This is a genomic window from Serratia sp. PGPR-27 (genome assembly GCF_022678525.1).
In the GTDB taxonomy this organism is placed as follows: Bacteria; Pseudomonadota; Gammaproteobacteria; order Enterobacterales; family Enterobacteriaceae; genus Serratia; species Serratia nematodiphila.
Genome location: NZ_JALBYS010000008.1, coordinates 92572 through 109282, shown reverse-complemented (window position 1 = coordinate 109282; position 16711 = coordinate 92572). Strand labels below are relative to the sequence as shown.

At 58.2% G+C, this 16711-nt stretch carries 18 protein-coding genes; 7 read left to right on the top strand and 11 right to left on the bottom strand.

Features of this window, described 5'->3' with window-relative positions:
• Window positions 1-2 precede the first annotated feature (2 nt).
• From pabC to yceD, 9 genes are all read right to left on the bottom strand, one after another.
• Window positions 3-800 (bottom strand): aminodeoxychorismate lyase, encoded by a 798-nt coding sequence (gene pabC, locus MMS95_RS06895; RefSeq protein WP_033633354.1) that lies wholly within the window; start codon window positions 798-800, stop codon window positions 3-5.
• Between the two features lie 144 nt (window positions 801-944).
• Window positions 945-2186 (bottom strand): beta-ketoacyl-ACP synthase II, encoded by a 1242-nt coding sequence (gene fabF / locus MMS95_RS06890; protein ID WP_004928734.1) that lies wholly within the window; start codon window positions 2184-2186, stop codon window positions 945-947.
• Window positions 2187-2268: 82 nt separating this feature from the next.
• Window positions 2269-2505: an acyl carrier protein gene (acpP, locus tag MMS95_RS06885; protein WP_004719003.1), complete on the bottom strand. Its 237-nt coding sequence runs from the start codon at window positions 2503-2505 to the stop codon at window positions 2269-2271.
• 154 nt (window positions 2506-2659) lie between these two features.
• Entirely contained in the window at window positions 2660-3394 is a 735-nt protein-coding gene (gene fabG, locus MMS95_RS06880) for a 3-oxoacyl-ACP reductase FabG (protein ID WP_004928729.1), read from the bottom strand.
• An 11-nt stretch (window positions 3395-3405) separates the two neighbouring features.
• Window positions 3406-4335, bottom strand: coding sequence for an ACP S-malonyltransferase (fabD, locus tag MMS95_RS06875; protein WP_048322887.1), 930 nt, complete (start codon window positions 4333-4335; stop codon window positions 3406-3408).
• Window positions 4336-4353: 18 nt separating this feature from the next.
• The gene (locus MMS95_RS06870; RefSeq protein WP_028128023.1) at window positions 4354-5307 is read right to left on the bottom strand and encodes a beta-ketoacyl-ACP synthase III; all 954 of its coding nucleotides are present in this window, start codon (window positions 5305-5307) and stop codon (window positions 4354-4356) included.
• A gap of 6 nt (window positions 5308-5313) precedes the next feature.
• Entirely contained in the window at window positions 5314-6348 is a 1035-nt protein-coding gene (plsX, locus tag MMS95_RS06865; RefSeq protein ID WP_004928717.1) for a phosphate acyltransferase PlsX, read from the bottom strand.
• 11 nt (window positions 6349-6359) lie between these two features.
• Window positions 6360-6527: a 50S ribosomal protein L32 gene (gene rpmF / locus MMS95_RS06860; RefSeq protein WP_004927778.1), complete on the bottom strand. Its 168-nt coding sequence runs from the start codon at window positions 6525-6527 to the stop codon at window positions 6360-6362.
• A gap of 16 nt (window positions 6528-6543) precedes the next feature.
• Window positions 6544-7065 (bottom strand): 23S rRNA accumulation protein YceD, encoded by a 522-nt coding sequence (yceD, locus tag MMS95_RS06855; RefSeq protein ID WP_004927780.1) that lies wholly within the window; start codon window positions 7063-7065, stop codon window positions 6544-6546.
• Window positions 7066-7206: 141 nt separating this feature from the next.
• Here yceD and MMS95_RS06850 point away from each other — a divergent pair, with 141 nt between their 5' ends.
• The gene (locus MMS95_RS06850) at window positions 7207-7788 is read left to right on the top strand and encodes a nucleoside triphosphate pyrophosphatase (RefSeq protein WP_004927784.1); all 582 of its coding nucleotides are present in this window, start codon (window positions 7207-7209) and stop codon (window positions 7786-7788) included.
• Between the two features lie 6 nt (window positions 7789-7794).
• Here the strand turns inward: MMS95_RS06850 and rluC are convergent, their stop codons facing one another.
• Window positions 7795-8754, bottom strand: a complete 960-nt coding sequence (gene rluC, locus MMS95_RS06845; protein ID WP_156865493.1) for a 23S rRNA pseudouridine(955/2504/2580) synthase RluC — start codon at window positions 8752-8754, stop codon at window positions 7795-7797.
• Between the two features lie 552 nt (window positions 8755-9306).
• Between rluC and rne the strand changes: the two genes are divergently transcribed.
• The gene (rne, locus tag MMS95_RS06840) at window positions 9307-12639 is read left to right on the top strand and encodes a ribonuclease E (protein WP_156865492.1); all 3333 of its coding nucleotides are present in this window, start codon (window positions 9307-9309) and stop codon (window positions 12637-12639) included.
• Between the two features lie 60 nt (window positions 12640-12699).
• On the opposite strand, the gene MMS95_RS06835 is transcribed toward rne, so the two are convergent.
• Entirely contained in the window at window positions 12700-12987 is a 288-nt protein-coding gene (locus MMS95_RS06835) for a putative quinol monooxygenase (protein WP_015377446.1), read from the bottom strand.
• Between the two features lie 213 nt (window positions 12988-13200).
• On the opposite strand from MMS95_RS06835, the gene pyrC reads away from it, so the two are divergent.
• From pyrC to solA, 5 genes are all read left to right on the top strand, one after another.
• Window positions 13201-14247, top strand: coding sequence for a dihydroorotase (pyrC, locus tag MMS95_RS06830; protein ID WP_004927803.1), 1047 nt, complete (start codon window positions 13201-13203; stop codon window positions 14245-14247).
• Between the two features lie 75 nt (window positions 14248-14322).
• Entirely contained in the window at window positions 14323-14562 is a 240-nt protein-coding gene (gene dinI, locus MMS95_RS06825; RefSeq protein WP_015377444.1) for a DNA damage-inducible protein I, read from the top strand.
• A gap of 130 nt (window positions 14563-14692) precedes the next feature.
• On the top strand, window positions 14693-14971 hold the full coding sequence (locus MMS95_RS06820) for a hypothetical protein (RefSeq protein WP_004927809.1): 279 nt from the start codon (window positions 14693-14695) through the stop codon (window positions 14969-14971).
• 201 nt (window positions 14972-15172) lie between these two features.
• The gene (gene bssS, locus MMS95_RS06815) at window positions 15173-15427 is read left to right on the top strand and encodes a biofilm formation regulator BssS (RefSeq protein WP_004927812.1); all 255 of its coding nucleotides are present in this window, start codon (window positions 15173-15175) and stop codon (window positions 15425-15427) included.
• Between the two features lie 139 nt (window positions 15428-15566).
• Entirely contained in the window at window positions 15567-16682 is a 1116-nt protein-coding gene (gene solA, locus MMS95_RS06810) for an N-methyl-L-tryptophan oxidase (RefSeq protein WP_085058616.1), read from the top strand.
• The last annotated feature ends 29 nt before the right edge of the window (window positions 16683-16711 follow it).

The following is a 16711-nucleotide window of genomic DNA, read 5'->3' as shown; positions in this document are numbered from 1 at the left end:
GGTTAACAGTGTGGACGCAAAAAATCATACAGCTGACGCGAAGCATAACGCCATGATTGTGCAGCGTTTACCGGCAGCAACGGCATCAGTGCATTGCTCACCAGGACTTCGTCGGCATCGGCCAGCGTCTCCAGCGGTTCACTGACGCAATGCAGACGGTATTCCGAGCCCGCCAGCAGCGCGATCACTCGCCGCCGCATCAGGCCCGCGACGCCCGCCTGGCTCAGATCCGGGGTAAATACCGCTTTTCCCTTACGCCAGAACAAATTAGCCGCACAGCATTCCACCAGCATGCCGGCAGTGTCAAGCACCAGCGCCTCGTCGGCGCCCGTCTGGTCAAGATGCGCGCGGATCAGCACCTGCTCCAGGCGGTTCAAATGCTTCAACCCCGCCAGCAGCGGATTGCGCGCCAGCGCCACCGGGCTGAGCGCAAGCGTAATGCCCTGCTCGCGCCACTGCAAATAGTGCGCAGGGTAGCTGCTGCGGGCAACAATGCGCGTCGGGTTCTCGCACCCGGTCGGGCTGTAACCCCGCCCACCGCTGCCGCGCGTCAGTATCGCTTTGACCACGCCGAGCGGAATTGATTCGGCCGCCAGCGCCATCTCGCGCTCGAAAGCCGCCCAATCGGTGGCGGGCAGCATCAGCCTCTGCGCCGCTTGCTTCAGCCGCTCCAGATGCCAGGGCAAAAGCTCGATTTTACCGTCGATAACCCGGGCAGTCGTAAAACAGCCATCGCCGAACTGCAGGCCGCGATCGCTCGGCGCCAGCGCGTCGTGGCGTTGTCCGTTAATCCAGTACATGCTTCCTCCTGTTGCCGGGTTATTTCATTACGCTCGCAGAATAGCAGGCGGCGAGGCAATACGCAGCCCTGCTGACGGCCGGACGCCAGGCGTAAAAAAGCCCGGTTAAAAAACCGGGCTTTCATCAGCGTTCGACAGCGCGAGTTACACTCGGCGGAAGATCAGCGAGCCGTTGGTGCCGCCGAAGCCGAAGGAGTTACACAGGGTGTACTCCATATCGCTGACCTGGCGCGCTTCGTGAGGCACGAAGTCCAGATCGCAACCTTCATCCGGGTTATCCAGGTTGATGGTTGGCGGTACCGCCTGATCGCGCAGCGCCAGCACGGTGAAGATGGACTCGATCGCGCCTGCCGCCCCCAACAGGTGGCCGGTCATCGATTTGGTCGAGCTCACCAGCACACGCTCTGCATCGGCGCCGAACACGGATTTCACCGCCTGCGCTTCCGCCTGGTCGCCCGCCGGCGTAGAGGTGCCGTGCGCATTGATGTAACCGATTTGTGACGGGGTCACACCGGCGTCAAGCAGGGCATTTTCCATCGCCAGCGCAGCGCCTGCGCCGTTTTCCGGTGGCGACGTCATGTGATAAGCATCGCTGCTCATCCCAAAGCCAACCACTTCGGCGTAGATTTTCGCGCCGCGTTTTTTCGCGTGTTCGTACTCTTCGAGCACCATCATGCCGGCGCCGTCGCCCAGCACGAAGCCGTCGCGGTCTTTATCCCACGGACGGCTCGCCGCCTGCGGATTGTCATTACGGGTGGACAGGGCGCGCGCTGCGCCAAAGCCGCCGACGCCCAATGGGGTGCTGGCTTTCTCTGCCCCACCGGCCAACATCACGTCCGCATCATTGTAGGCAATGATGCGCGCCGCATGGCCGATATTGTGCACACCTGAAGTACAGGCGGTGGCGATGGAAATGCTTGGGCCACGCATGCCGTACATGATTGTCAGGTGGCCTGCAATCATATTCACGATGGTGGATGGCACGAAGAACGGACTGATTTTCCGTGGGCCACCGTTAACCAGTGAACTGTGGTTTTCTTCAATCAAACCCAGGCCGCCGATGCCGGAACCGATCGCGGCTCCAATGCGGGTGGCGTTAGCCTCGGTGATGTCCAGACCTGCATCCTGCATGGCTTGCATGCCGGCAGCGATACCGTACTGGATAAAGGCGTCCATCTTGCGCGCATCTTTGCGAGAGATGAAATCCTCAGAATTAAAATTCTTTACCAGGCCAGCAAACTTGGTCGCATAGGCAGTGGTATCGAAATGGTCGATCAGGCTGATGCCACTCTGACCGGCAAGAAGAGCGTTCCACGTGGACTCTACCGTATTGCCGACAGGAGACAACATGCCCAGTCCGGTCACAACTACTCGACGCTTAGACACGTTTGTCCTCCAGGGAGGGAAAAATATGACACTAGGGATAGAAAAAACTTAGGCGGTCGAACGACCGCCTAGATATGTTCTCTTACTGCTGGCTAGCGTTGATGAAATCAATAGCTGCCTGAACAGTAGTGATCTTCTCAGCTTCTTCGTCTGGAATCTCGGTGTCGAATTCTTCTTCCAGTGCCATTACCAGCTCAACGGTGTCAAGAGAATCAGCGCCCAGATCTTCAACGAAAGAAGCGTTGTTCAAAACTTCTTCCTGTTTAACACCCAGTTGCTCAACAATGATTTTCTTAACGCGTTCTTCGATAGTGCTCATACTCTTAAATTTCCTATCAAAACTCGCTTTCGCGATGGTTTTCGTAGTGTATAAAATGCTGAAAAAGATGCAACTAAATCCCGGCTGGTCAAACCACGATTTTACGCTATTTTGCGGTTTTTGCCTCAAATAACGCAAATGGTTTTCACATTTTTTAAATCATGTACATGCCGCCATTGACATGTAACGTTTCACCGGTGATATAGCCGGCCTCATCAGAGGCCAAAAATGCAACAGCGCTGGCGATTTCTTTAGCATCGCCCAGCCGGTTGGCTGGAACTGATGACAAAATGCCTGCGCGTTGATCATCTGTCAACGCCCGTGTCATGTCCGTCTCAATAAAGCCAGGTGCCACGACGTTGACCGTAATGCCACGCGAAGCAACTTCACGTGCCAAAGATTTGCTAAAACCAATCAGACCGGCTTTAGCCGCCGCGTAGTTCGCCTGCCCTGCGTTCCCCATGGTGCCGACAACGGAACCGATGGTGATGATACGGCCAAACCGCTTTTTCATCATAGCGCGCATTACCGCTTTTGACAGGCGGAATACGGAAGTCAGGTTGGTGTCGAGGATATCCTCCCACTCATCATCCTTCATACGCATCAGCAGGTTATCACGCGTGATGCCGGCATTATTCACTAAAATGTCGATTTCGCCAAATTCGGCGCGAATAGATGCCAGCACGCTGTCGATAGATTGCGCATCAACAACGTTCAACATAAACCCTTTGCCGTTTGCGCCCAGGTAGCCGCTGATCGCTTCAGCGCCGCTCTCGCTGGTCGCGGTGCCGATCACTTTGGCGCCGCGTGCTACAAACGTTTCTGCAATGGCTCGGCCAATACCGCGGCTCGCGCCGGTGACCAGAACGATTTTACCTTCGAAGCTCATCATTTTCCTCTTTATTGTTCAAGCGCCGCCGACAGGCTGGCGGTGTCGTTCACCGCCGCAGCCGTCAGGGTGTCAACAATACGTTTAGTCAGACCGGTCAGCACTTTGCCCGGCCCCACTTCCAGCAGCGACGTCACTCCCTGTGCTGCGATAAATTCTACGCTCTCGGTCCAACGCACCGGGCTGTACAGCTGACGCACCAGCGCGCTGCGGATCGCTTCAGGATCGTTTTCGGTGCGCACGTCGACGTTGTTCACCACCGCCACCTGAGGCGCGTTGAAGGTGATGTCCTGCAGCGCCACGGCCAGCTTGTCGGCGGCCGGCTTCATCAGCGCGCAGTGCGAAGGCACGCTCACCGGCAGCGGCAGCGCACGTTTGGCGCCGGCCGCTTTACAGGCGGCGCCTGCACGTTCAACCGCTTCTTTGTTGCCGGCGATAACCACCTGGCCCGGCGAGTTGAAGTTGACCGGAGAAACCACCTGCCCCTGCGCGGACTCTTCACACGCCTTGGCGATCGCGTCGTTGTCCAGACCGATGATGGCGTACATCGCGCCGGTGCCTTCCGGCACCGCTTCCTGCATCAGCTTGCCGCGCAGCTCGACCAGACGGATCGCCGCCTTGAAGTCCAGCACGCCGGCGCAGACCAGCGCCGAGTACTCGCCCAGGCTGTGGCCCGCCATCAGCGCAGGCGCTTTACCGCCCTGCTGCTGCCAAACGCGGAAAATCGCCACCGAGGCGGCCAACAGAGCCGGTTGGGTCTGCCAGGTTTTGTTCAGTTCTTCCGCCGGACCTTGCTGCACCAGCTGCCACAGGTCGTAACCCAGGGCGGAAGAAGCCTCGCCGAAGGTTTCTTCGACGATCGGGAACTGTGCGGCCAACTCGGCCAGCATGCCAACGGTCTGCGACCCCTGGCCCGGGAAAACAAAAGCAAATTGCGTCATTTTTTCTTCCTGTCCAAATCAGAAACGAACCAGCGCCGAGCCCCAGGTAAAGCCGCCGCCGAAAGCTTCCAACAGCACCAGTTGACCACGCTGAATTCGCCCGTCGCGCACGGCTTCGTCCAGTGCGGAAGGCACCGAGGCGGCAGAGGTGTTGCCATGACGATCGAGCGTCACCACCACTTTGTCCATCCCCATGCCCAGTTTTTTCGCCGTTGCGCTGATGATGCGCAGGTTGGCCTGGTGCGGCACCAGCCAATCCAGCTCGCTGCGATCCATGTTGTTGGCCTGCAGCGTCTCGTCGACGATGCGCGCCAGCTCGGTGACCGCAACCTTGAAGACTTCGTTGCCCGCCATGGTGACATAGGCCGGCTTGTCTTGATTCTGACGATCCTTGTAAGGCAGCGTCAGCAGGTTGCCGTAGCTGCCGTCGGCATGCAGATGGGTAGACAGAATGCCCGGCTCTTCAGACGCCCCCAGCACCACCGCCCCTGCGCCATCACCAAACAGAATGATGGTGCCGCGATCTTCAGGATCCAGCGTGCGCGACAAGACGTCCGCGCCAATAACCAGCGCATGTTTGACCGCGCCGTTTTTCACGTACTGATCGGCCACGCTGAGCGCATAAGTAAAGCCGGCGCAGGCCGCAGCCAGATCGAACGCCGCGCAGTCTTTGATGCCCAGCATTTGCTGCACCAGGCACGCCGCGCTCGGGAACGCGTGAGTGGTCGTGGTGGTCGCCACGATGATAAGCCCAATGTCTTCTTTAGCCACACCTGCCATTTCCAGCGCGTTCTCAGCGGCCTGGAAGCTCATCGTCGCAACGGTTTCATCCGCGGCGGCGATGCGACGTTCGCGGATACCGGTACGCGTGACGATCCACTCGTCAGAGGTATCCACCATTTTTTCCAAATCAGCATTGGTGCGCACTTGTACGGGCAAATAACTCCCCGTACCGAGAATCTTTGTATACATGTACGATCAGTCACTCTTAGGTAATACAGCCTCAAGGCGCGCAGCAATCCTTTCCGGGACTTGCCGCTGCACCGCCTGCACAGCCTGTTCGATTGCGACTGCAAACGCGTGAGGGTTCGCAGCGCCGTGGCTCTTGACTACGGTGCTGCGCAATCCTAACAGACATGCGCCATTATACTGGTCGGGGTTCAGGTGGCCGAACCGCTTAACCACCCGTTTTTGCAACCAACGGCCCAACAATTTCAGCCACCACGCTCGCTTGTTTCCGTCGCCGGACGATTTCAGCAGCGATAAGAACACCCTGACCACCCCTTCCATGGTTTTCAGGGTGACGTTGCCCACGAAGCCATCACAAACCAACACGTCGGTCTTGCCGGTGAGCAGTTCGTTTCCTTCCAGGTAACCAATATAGTTGATTGCCGGAGTATTTTTTAGCACAGCGGCCGCTTCGCGGATATTATCCAGGCCTTTGGTCTCTTCTTCGCCAATATTCAGCAGCGCCACCCGCGGTTGCGCAATGCCGATCACCTCTTCCGCCATCACCGCACCCATCACGGCAAACTGCACCAGCATGGTGCTGTCGCACTCAACGTTGGCGCCCAGATCCAGCACCACGGTTTTGCTGCGTTGCTGGTTCGGGATCGCCGTCATCAGCGCCGGGCGCTCGATGCCTTCCAGCGGCTTGACCAACAGCTTCGCCAATCCCATCAGCGCACCGGTATTGCCGGCGCTGACGCACCCCTGCGCGTTTCCGCTGCTGAGTTGCTCGAGCGCAATGCGCATCGACGTGCCGCGGCTGGCGCGTATCGCTTGTGAAGGTTTGGCGTCGCCGGCGATCACGGACTCGGCGGGCACGACTTGCAGACGCTCCAGAAGAACCGGATCGGCGTGGGCAAGCAAGGGAGAGATGACGTCGGGATTGCCGACCAGCAGGAGATGAAGCTGTAAATTAGAGGCCAGTGCCTGCAACGAAGCAGGCACTGTGACGCAGGGACCGAAGTCCCCGCCCATTGCATCTAACGCCAGGGTTAGACGAGTCAAGGTATCGCTACTTAGCCGATAACCTTGCGACCGCGGTAGAAACCGTCGGCAGTGATGTGGTGACGACGGTGAGTTTCACCGGATACTTTGTCTACAGACAGAGTAGTCGTGGTCAGAGCATCGTGAGAACGACGCATGCCACGCTTGGAACGGGTTGGTTTATTTTGTTGTACGGCCATGGACCTTACTCCTCAATTACTTACGCTTTAAACTGGCTAATACGGCAAACGGATTCGGTTTCTCCGCCTCAGGAGGCAGTTGACCAAATACCATGTCCGCTTCGGACACTTCACAGTGTTCAGATTCATGTACCGGAACGACAGGCAGTGAAAGAATAATTTCGTCTTCAATCATTGCCAACAGATCGACTTCGCCAAACTCGTCAACTTCGATCGGTTCGTACGCTTCCGGTAATGCCTCAGCCTGCTCATCATTGACGACCGGGCTAAAACAATATGTTGTGTGAACCTGATGTTCGAACGGGACTCCACAGCGTTGGCACATCAACGTTACCGTGACGTCCGCATGCCCTGTTATCACCGCGAGGCGTTGATTGTCGATATTGAACGACAACGACACCTCGACATCACTGTCCACACTGACCACGGAGTCGGCAACACGAGTAACCTGCTCAGGCGCATAGACACCAGCATAGTCCAGGCGTTTCTGAGCGGTACGTACCGCATCAATGGTCAAGGGTAATTTTACCTTTTGCATAGGGCGCGCATATTAACTTTGTAACGACATAGAGTCAAAGAAAAAGGCCGTAAAACGGCTCCTTTCACCAATATTCGCTTCCACAGCGGCCGACAGTTTAAAATGCCGTACCCATTTACGCTACGGTTTGCGAAAAAAATTATGCAGAGATTGCTTTTAGCCTCCACCTCCCCCTATCGAAAAATGCTGCTGGAGAAGCTGCAGCTGCCGTTCGACTGCGCCGCGCCGGAGGTGGATGAAACCCCCTTACCCGGCGAAAGCGCCGAAGCGCTGGTGCTGCGCCTGGCGGCGGCGAAGGCTCAGGCGTTGGCCCTCGCCTATCCCGAGCATCTGATCATCGGCTCCGATCAGGTCTGCGTGATCGATGGCAACATCACCGGCAAGCCCCATACCGAGGAAAACGCCCGCGCGCAGCTGCGGCAGGCCAGCGGCCAGGCCGTGACTTTCTATACCGGCCTGGCGCTGTACAACGGCCGCAGCAAGCAGCTGCAAGCCTTGTGCGAGCCGTTTCACGTGCATTTTCGCGCGCTAAGCGAAGCGGAGATAGCCGCCTATGTGCGTCTGGAGCAACCGCTGAACTGCGCAGGCAGTTTCAAGAGCGAGGGATTGGGGATCGCGCTGTTCGACAGGCTGGAAGGCCGGGATCCGAACGCCCTGATCGGCCTGCCGTTGATCGCGCTGTTGGACATGTTGCGGGCTGAAGGCATCAACCCGCTGGTGTGACGTGGATTACTTGGCCGCCTGCCGGCGCAGCACCTGCAGGCAGTGGCGCAGTTCTTTGTCCATCGGCGCTTCGATGCGCATCATTTCGCCGGTGGCCGGATGCTCAAAGCGCAGCGCCGCAGCGTGCAGGAACAGGCGCTTCAGGCCGGTGCCCGCCAGTTGACGATCGAACTCGCGGTCGCCGTAGCGATCGTCAAAGGCGATCGGGTGCCCGGCATGCAGAGTGTGCACGCGGATCTGGTGAGTACGCCCGGTGATCGGGCTGGCCTTCACCAGGGTGGCGAATTCGTAACGCTCCTCCACCTTGAAGCGGGTTTCCGAAGGCTTGCCTTCGCTGTTGACGCGCACGATACGTTCGCCGCTTTGCAGAATGTTTTTCAGCAGCGGCGCCTGTACGGCCTTGCAGTGCGATTGCCACTGGCCGCGCACCAGCGCCAGATAATCCTTCTGCATGCCCTTCAGCCGCAGTTGCTCATGCAGCGAACGCAGCGCGGAACGCTTCTTGGCCACCAACAGCACGCCGGAGGTATCGCGATCCAAACGGTGCACCAGCTCGAGGAAGCGGGCTTCCGGGCGCAGCGCGCGCAGCCCTTCAATCACGCCGAAGCTCAGGCCGCTGCCGCCGTGCACCGCGGTGCCGGAAGGCTTGTTGAGGATCAGCAGGTGGTCATCTTCATACAGAATGCAGTCGGCCAGCGCCGCCACCTTATCCAGCTTCGCCGACACCGGCGCCTCTTCGCGCTCGGCCACGCGCACCGGCGGCACGCGCACCACGTCGCCGGCCGCCAATTTGTATTCGACCTTGATGCGCCCTTTATTAACCCGCACCTCGCCTTTGCGCACGATGCGATAAATCATGCTCTTCGGCACGCCTTTCAGGCGAGCGAGCAGAAAGTTGTCGATTCTCTGACCGGCTTCGTCGTCGGAAATCGTGATGAATTGTACTGCTGGATTGTTCGTTTTCATGGTGCGGGATTCTAAATAGAGCGCGTGAATAGCGCCACATCTTTTTCTGTGCTTAACTGTCTCTCTGACGGCGGGCGAAACCCCAGCGGACAATAAGGCAGCAAGCCGATTTGAACGTTTGCGATTTCTTCCGCAGTTAAGGAAAAGTCACCTTGCTATAACGGCATCAGCAGTGGAATAATGCAGTCACTTTCCGCGTTGATTCTCGTTAAACAGGGAAAACGGTGGAATTATAAAATTTGTCTGATCGCGCAAAAACGCAGCAATGGCGTAAGACGTAATGCGAAATCAAACAATTAGCGGGCTGCGGGTTGCAGCTTGGCCGGCAAATGGAATCAGATCTGTCGACGTAAATCAGAGGCTATTCCCCTAGTAAAAGTGCTGTCTTTCACAAAGAAAAGCAGGCTTACCGAGATAATGCGCCCCTATGCAGGCGACAACCGTGAGGTTGACGACTTTGCGAGAAGACACGGGGCTTTCGGTTTAACTCCGGCCATGAGGTTATTTTGCCCGCAGCTTTGTCGATAATGTAAAAATAACGAGTAAGTTAAGATGAAAAGAATGTTGATTAACGCAACTCAGCAGGAAGAGTTGCGTGTTGCCCTCGTAGATGGACAGCGGCTGTATGATTTGGATATCGAAAGTCCGGGTCATGAGCAGAAAAAAGCGAATATTTACAAAGGCAAAATCACCCGCATTGAACCAAGTCTTGAAGCAGCGTTCGTGGATTACGGCGCAGAACGACATGGTTTCCTCCCCCTTAAAGAAATCGCCCGCGAATACTTCCCTAGCAATTACTCTTCCCATGGTCGCCCGAACATCAAAGATGTGCTGCGCGAAGGCCAGGAAGTCATTGTTCAGGTAGACAAAGAAGAACGTGGCAACAAAGGCGCCGCCTTGACCACCTTCATCAGCCTGGCGGGCAGCTATCTGGTGTTGATGCCGAACAACCCGCGCGCCGGCGGTATTTCTCGCCGCATTGAGGGTGACGATCGCACCGAGCTGAAAGAAGCGCTCTCTTCGCTGCAGCTACCGGACGGCATGGGTCTGATCGTTCGCACCGCGGGCGTAGGCAAATCCGCCGACGCGCTGCAGTGGGATCTTTCCTTCCGTCTGAAGCACTGGGAAGCGATTAAAAAAGCCGCCGAAGGCCGCCCTGCGCCGTTCCTGATCCACCAGGAAAGCAACGTTATCGTGCGCGCCTTCCGCGACTACCTGCGCCCGGACATCGGCGAAATCCTGATCGACAACCCGAAAATTCTCGATCTGGCCAAAGAGCACATCGCTGCGCTGGGTCGCCCGGATTTCAGCAGCAAAATCAAACTGTACAGCGGTGAAATTCCCCTGTTCAGCCACTACCAGATCGAATCGCAGATCGAATCCGCCTTCCAGCGCGAAGTGCGCCTGCCGTCCGGCGGCTCGATCGTCATCGACAGCACCGAAGCGCTGACCGCCATCGATATCAACTCCGCGCGCGCAACCCGCGGCGGCGACATCGAAGAGACGGCGTTCAACACCAACCTGGAAGCGGCGGACGAGATCGCTCGCCAGCTGCGCCTGCGCGACCTCGGCGGCCTGATCGTCATCGACTTCATCGACATGACGCCGGTACGCCACCAACGCGAAGTGGAAAACCGCCTGCGTGACGCCGTGCGCCAAGACCGCGCGCGCATCCAAATCGGCCGCATCTCCCGCTTCGGCCTGCTGGAAATGTCACGTCAGCGCCTCAGCCCGTCGCTGGGCGAGTCCAGCCACCACGTGTGCCCACGCTGTAACGGCACCGGCACCATTCGCGACAACGAATCGCTGGCGCTGTCCATTCTGCGCCTGATCGAAGAAGAAGCGCTGAAGGAAAACACCAAAGAAGTTCACGCTATCGTGCCGGTTCAGGTCGCTTCGTACCTGCTGAACGAAAAGCGCGAATCCGTCAGCGCGATCGAAAAACGCCAGGGCGGCGTGAAAGCCGTCATCGTGCCGAACGATCAGATGCAAACTCCACACTACTCTGTGCTGCGCGTGCGCAAGGGCGAAGAGACTTCCACCCTCAGCTACCTGCTGCCGAAGCTGCACGAAGAAGACATGGAGCGCCCGCTGGAAGATGCGCCGATGGAACGCAAGCGTCCGGAGCAACCGGCCCTGGCTTCCTTCTCGCTGTCCGCCGATGCGCCGCCGCCGGCTGAAGAGCCCGTCGCCGTGGCCAAACCTGTCGCTGCCGCCGCCAAGGCGAAAGCCGCAGCGCCGGTCGCCGCCAAGCCGGGCTTCCTGGGCCGCCTGTTCGGTGGTCTGAAGAGCCTGTTCGCCGGTGAAGAACAACCTGCCGTCGAAGAAGCCAAACCGGCCGAAACGCCGAAAGCGGAAGGCAACGGTGAAAACCGTCGTCAGGATCGTCGCGGTCAGCGCCGCCAAGGTACCGGCCGTAAAGAGCGCGGTGAGCGTGGCGAACGTCCGGAACGCGGCGAGCGTAAAGAGCGCGGTGAAGGCCGTGACAATCGCGAGCGCGACAACCGTGAACCGCGTGAGAACCGTGAAGGCCGTGAATCGCGTGAGTCCCGCGATGAGCAGCGCCGTAACCGCCGCAACCAGCAGCAGAACGCGCCGGTAGCGGAGGAAACCGCTTCGGAAGAAAGCGCTAAAGCGCCGCGCGAAGATCAGCAGCAACGCCGTGAGCAGCGCGCTGAACGCCAGCGTCGCCGTCAGGAAGAGAAACGTCAGGCTCAGCAGGAAGTGAAAGCGCTGGAAAGCGTTGAAGCGGTCGAGAGCACCGACGAAGAGCAGGAAGAACGCCAGCAGCAGAACATGCAGCGCCGTCAGCGCCGCACGCTGACGCAGAAAGTGCGTATCCTGTCTGCCGAAGAAGAGCTGCAGCGCGCAGCGGAAGAGCTGTTGGCGCCGAAAGCGCCGGTAGCGAAAGCCGAAGACGCGCAGCCGACCGCCGACGACAGCGTCAAGCTGCTGCCGGAAACCGTTGCCGCACAGCCGGAAGACGATGCCCAGGGCGAAAGCCGCGGCAACGGCGAAGGCATGCCGCGCCGTTCCCGCCGTTCACCGCGCCACCTGCGCGTCAGCGGCCAGCGCCGCCGTCGTTACCGCGATGAGCGTTACCCGCTGCAATCTCCAATGCCGCTGGCGGGTGCCTTCGCTTCGCCGGAAATGGCATCGGGCAAAGTCTGGGTAAGCTACCCGGTCGCTCAGGTTGAAGAAGCCGAAGTGCAGACCGAAGCCGTAGAGCAGGCACCGGTTGTCGCCGCAGCGGTTGAACAACACAACGTTGCCGTGGAAGAAACCCAGGCCGCGGCCAGCGTCAACGAACCGGCACCAGAAGCCGCCGTTGAAACTGCCGCCGTCACCGTCACGGAAGAAGCTGCAGCCGTAGCGCCTGCCGTTGCTATCCCGGCCGAGGAAACCCCGGCGCCGGCGGAAGCCGCGGTTGAAGAGCCGAAAGTGGAAGAGACTGCCCCGGCAGTGGAAGCCGAGCCGGTAGTTGAAACCGTTGCTGCAGAGCCTGTAGTTGAAGCTAAGTCGGTCGAGGACGAGCCTGTGGTCGAAACTGCGCCGGTAGAAGCCACGCCAGCGAAAGAAACGCCAGTGGTAGAAGCTGCACCTACGGCGGCAGCCGTGGAAGCCGCTCCGGTGGAAACAGCCCCTGCGCCAGTGGTTGCTCAGCAGCCGGCGCCGGTGAAAGCCGTGCAGAACGTGCTGTACAAACACATCGCCACTGCACCGATGACCAAAGCGCCGGCACCAGCCTATGTACCGGAAGAACGCAAGCACAGCGACTGGCAGCGCCCTTCCTTCAACTTCGAAGGCAAAGGCTCCGCAGGCGGCCATTCGGCGGTGAGCCAGGCAACCGCGCCGGCCACCAAACCGCAGCCGGTTAACGAATAAGTTAATCTGCACCCCTAAAAAAACCCGCCATCGGCGGGTTTTTTCTTGCCTGTAAAATACTCAGGCGATCTTCTTCAGTTTTTTGATGTCCAGAACATCCAGCTTGCCGTCAAGCCGGCTGACGAACTGCTGAAAATGCGCCGTCTCATTATGCTTATCCAGCGCTTCGCTGCTGGCCCAACGCTCAAAGAACACGAAAACACCCGGCTTTTCCAGATCGCGATGCAAGTCATATTGCAGGTTGCCCAACTCCTGGCGGCTCGGCTCGATAATGTCGTGCACCGCTTCGCTGACGGCGGCTTCAAATCCCGCTTTCGCTTGCAGGGTGGCGATAACGCGTACTTCCATTGCTTTCTCCCTTTCCACTTGATGAAGGTCGACGGTATTGGCGTCGGCATCGTTGAAATCCCGGTTACTATGCGCCCGCCGCGCTATTGATTTCAACTTGTCGGCAACAAACAGATGCATCTGCGGCACTTTCCGCTTATCCTTACACCCCGGCGTGAATAAACCCATTATTCGCTTTTCATTAGACGTATTTGACCGCCGGAGCCTAGCTAGATGACCGCACAACCTCAAGTTCTGAAAATCCGCCGCCCAGACGACTGGCATATCCACCTGCGTGACGATGAAATGCTGAAAACGGTGGTGCCCTATACCAGTCAGGTATTTGGCCGGGCGATCGTGATGCCGAACCTGGTTCCGCCCGTAACGACCGTAGCCGCCGCGCGCGCCTACCGCGATCGCATTCTGGCGGCGGTCCCGCAGGGGCACAACTTCACTCCGCTGATGACCTGCTACCTGACCAACTCCCTGGCGGCCAGTGAACTGGTCAACGGCTTCGAGCAAGGGGTGTTTACTGCCGCCAAGCTGTATCCGGCCAACGCCACCACCAACTCCAGCCACGGCGTCAGCGACGTGACCGGCATTTACCCGTTGTTCGAGCAGATGCAAAAAATCGGCATGCCTTTGCTGATCCACGGCGAAGTGACCGATCCCGCCGTCGATATCTTCGACCGCGAGGCGCGCTTTATCGAACAGGTGATGGAACCGATTCGCCAGCATTTCCCTGAGCTGAAGATCGTCTTCGAGCACATCACCACCAAGGAAGCGGCGCAATATGTGCAGGCAGGCAATCGTTTCCTCGGCGCCACCATCACGCCGCAGCACCTGATGTTCAACCGTAACCACATGCTGGTCGGTGGCATTCGCCCACACTTGTTCTGCTTGCCGATCCTCAAGCGCAATGTCCACCAGGAGGCGCTGCGTCAGGCGGTGGCCAGCGGCTCGGACCGCTTCTTCCTTGGCACCGACTCCGCGCCGCACCTCAAGCACCGTAAAGAGTCCAGCTGTGGCTGCGCCGGTTGCTTCAACGCGCCGAATGCCATCCCGGCTTACGCCGCCGTGTTCGAACAACTCGGCGCGTTGGAGCACTTTGAAGCCTTCTGCTCGCTCAACGGCCCGCGCTTCTATGGCCTGCCGCTCAACGAAGACTTCATCGAACTGCAGCGCGTGCCAACCACCCAGCCGGAAGAGATCGCCCTCGGCAATGAATCCGTGATCCCCTTCCTGGCGGGTGAAACCCTGAACTGGTCGCTGAAAGACTGATATTTTTGCTTCGCCCTCTTGCCCCCGCACTTGGTTAACTGTATAAATAAACAGTGAATCGCTTCGGGGGCAATTATGCGTGTTGAAGTCACTATAGATAAAACCCGGCCGCTGCCGGCGGGCGCCATTGAGGCGCTGACCGGAGAACTGGGCAAGCGGGTCAACCGCCAGTTTCCAGACGCCGTCGTGCACGTACGTTATGCCGGCGCCAACGGGCTCTCCGTGCTGGGGGGCGCCAAAACCGACCGGGATCTGATCGAGGAAATCCTTCAGGAAACCTGGGAAAGCGCAGACGAATGGTTTAGCGCAGAATAACACTGCAATGCTGTTTTTGCCGGGGGTCGCTCTCCGGCTTTTTTGTTTCTGGCGCCCTGTCCATTCATCGCTTACCCTTACTCTGGAACAAAATCCGCCTCAGCGCTGTATTTAACGCAAAGGAGTAAGCATGGCCCCGGACAAGGTGAAATCCGAAGACGCAATGACGTTTGGCGAACTGCTGGCGCTGATAGCCGATCAGAAAAGGCGCTTGAACGTACTGGAAGTGGCTTTTTCTTATCTGGCCTTCAGCCTGGATGACAAAGCCAACCAACGGCTGATCCACAGCCTGAAGCTGGAATCGCACAGCCAGAATCGCGATGCCGAAACGCAAAAGCATTTCGCCCATTTGGCCGAAGAGCTGGAAAAATGTCTGCATGGCGCATCGCCGCCTGCCGACGCGGAATAACGCGCTGCGCTCTGCTCATCCGCTGCTGCACATACAAATTTGTAGAATAATTGTTCAAATAAATATTTATTTTGCAAATTTCGGTGACAACCCTCTCCACCGATGAAAGCGGATGCGTATACTGTAATTGCTCTCATGATGATGAGCCGCATTGATCCTCGTTAGTCACTCACGGTAGTTACTACTCAATAAGGGGTCTTTATGGACAGAAATGATGAAGTAATTCAGACGCACCCGCTTGTCGGTTGGGATATCAGTACTGTCGACGTTTACGACGCCATGATGATACGCCTTCATTACCTGTCTTCACTAGACCAAACGCCCGAAGAAGCCCAAGTAGACCGAACGCTTTGGCTGACTACAGATGTCGCCCGTCAATTAATCAATATTTTAGAGGCCGGCATCGCCAAGATTGAAGCTACGGATTACCAGGATCTTGATCGCAGAAAACATTGATTCATCGTCCCCTAACCCTAAGGCGCCGTGACCGTTCCCGGCGCCTTTTTCTTTGCCTTTCACCGTTCAATCAGTGCATTGCGCTCGCCAACCTTTTATCATGGGGCGATAAGCAATTGCTATCAGAGAGGGTGGGCACGTGGAATATGATTTGATCGTGGTGGGCAGCGGTTCAGTCGGCGCGGCGGCAGGGTATTACGCTACCCGGGCCGGCTTGAAAGCGCTGATGATCGACAGCGCCATTCCTCCACATCGCAACGGCAGCCATCACGGCGATACCCGCATCATTCGTCACGCTTACGGCGAAGGTGAAAAGTACGTGCCGCTGGTGCTGCGCGCACAGGCGCTGTGGAATGCGCTGATTCAACAATCCGGTGAAGAACTGTTCCAGTCGTGCGGCGTGCTCAACCTGGGGCCGCAGCACTCCGAATTCATTCGCAATGCTCAGCAGAGCGCGCAAAAGTTTCGCCTGAATGCGCAAACCCTCAGCGCCGAACAGATCGCTCAACGCTGGCCGGAATTCCGCGCGCCGGAAGGTTACGTCGGCGTCTTCGAGCCGGACGCCGGCTTCCTGCGCTCCGAACTGGCGGTTGCCAGCCTGATCAAACTGGCGAAAGAGGCCGGCTGCAGCCAGCTGTTCAACTGCCCGGTCAGCGCGGTGAACCCCATTGATGGCGGTGTTGAGATCGTCACCGGCGAAGGGCGTTTCACGGCGCGAAAAGCGGTGGTCACCGCAGGCACCTGGGTGAAAGCGCTGTTGCCGCAGCTGCCTATCGCGCCATTGCGCAAGGTATTCTCCTGGCATCAGGCGGACGGCCGCTACAGCGTGAACAATCGCTTCCCGGCCTTTACCGTCGAAGCGCAGGACGGCACGCACTATTACGGCTTCCCGGCGGATAACGATGGCCTGAAAGTGGGCAAACACGACGGCGGCCAGCCGATGGATGCTCCCGAACAGCGCAAACCCTTCGGTAGCTACGCCAGCGACGGCACGGAAGTTTTCTCCTTCCTGCGGCAATTTTTGCCGGGTGTAGGCGTATGTTTACACGGCGAAGCCTGCAGTTATGATATGAGCCCCGACGAAGATTTTATTATCGATACCCTGCCGGATTGCGATCGCCTGATGGTCATCAGCGGCTTGAGCGGCCACGGCTTCAAGTTCGCCAGCGCACTGGGCGAGATCGCCGCGCTGTTCGCGCAGGACAAAGCGCCGCCGGTTGACCTCTCCAGCTTTGGTCTGAAGCGATTCAGCTAAGCGAAGGATTTCGCTGTCCACGTTCCCGT

Bases quoted from the DNA above. Each gene is read 5' to 3' on its own strand.
- pabC (WP_033633354.1), bottom strand. From the start codon at position 800: ATGTACTGGATTAACGGACAACGCCACGACGCGCTGGCGCCGAGCGAT.
- acpP (WP_004719003.1), bottom strand. From the start codon at position 2,505: ATGAGCACTATCGAAGAACGCGTTAAGAAAATCATTGTTGAGCAACTG.
- fabG (WP_004928729.1), bottom strand. From the start codon at position 3,394: ATGAGCTTCGAAGGTAAAATCGTTCTGGTCACCGGCGCGAGCCGCGGT.
- fabD (WP_048322887.1), bottom strand. From the start codon at position 4,335: ATGACGCAATTTGCTTTTGTTTTCCCGGGCCAGGGGTCGCAGACCGTT.
- MMS95_RS06870 (WP_028128023.1), bottom strand. From the start codon at position 5,307: ATGTATACAAAGATTCTCGGTACGGGGAGTTATTTGCCCGTACAAGTG.
- rpmF (WP_004927778.1), bottom strand. From the start codon at position 6,527: ATGGCCGTACAACAAAATAAACCAACCCGTTCCAAGCGTGGCATGCGT.
- yceD (WP_004927780.1), bottom strand. From the start codon at position 7,065: ATGCAAAAGGTAAAATTACCCTTGACCATTGATGCGGTACGTACCGCT.
- MMS95_RS06850 (WP_004927784.1), top strand. From the start codon at position 7,207: ATGCAGAGATTGCTTTTAGCCTCCACCTCCCCCTATCGAAAAATGCTG.
- rluC (WP_156865493.1), bottom strand. From the start codon at position 8,754: ATGAAAACGAACAATCCAGCAGTACAATTCATCACGATTTCCGACGAC.
- rne (WP_156865492.1), top strand. From the start codon at position 9,307: ATGAAAAGAATGTTGATTAACGCAACTCAGCAGGAAGAGTTGCGTGTT.
- MMS95_RS06835 (WP_015377446.1), bottom strand. From the start codon at position 12,987: ATGGAAGTACGCGTTATCGCCACCCTGCAAGCGAAAGCGGGATTTGAA.
- pyrC (WP_004927803.1), top strand. From the start codon at position 13,201: ATGACCGCACAACCTCAAGTTCTGAAAATCCGCCGCCCAGACGACTGG.
- dinI (WP_015377444.1), top strand. From the start codon at position 14,323: ATGCGTGTTGAAGTCACTATAGATAAAACCCGGCCGCTGCCGGCGGGC.
- MMS95_RS06820 (WP_004927809.1), top strand. From the start codon at position 14,693: ATGGCCCCGGACAAGGTGAAATCCGAAGACGCAATGACGTTTGGCGAA.
- bssS (WP_004927812.1), top strand. From the start codon at position 15,173: ATGGACAGAAATGATGAAGTAATTCAGACGCACCCGCTTGTCGGTTGG.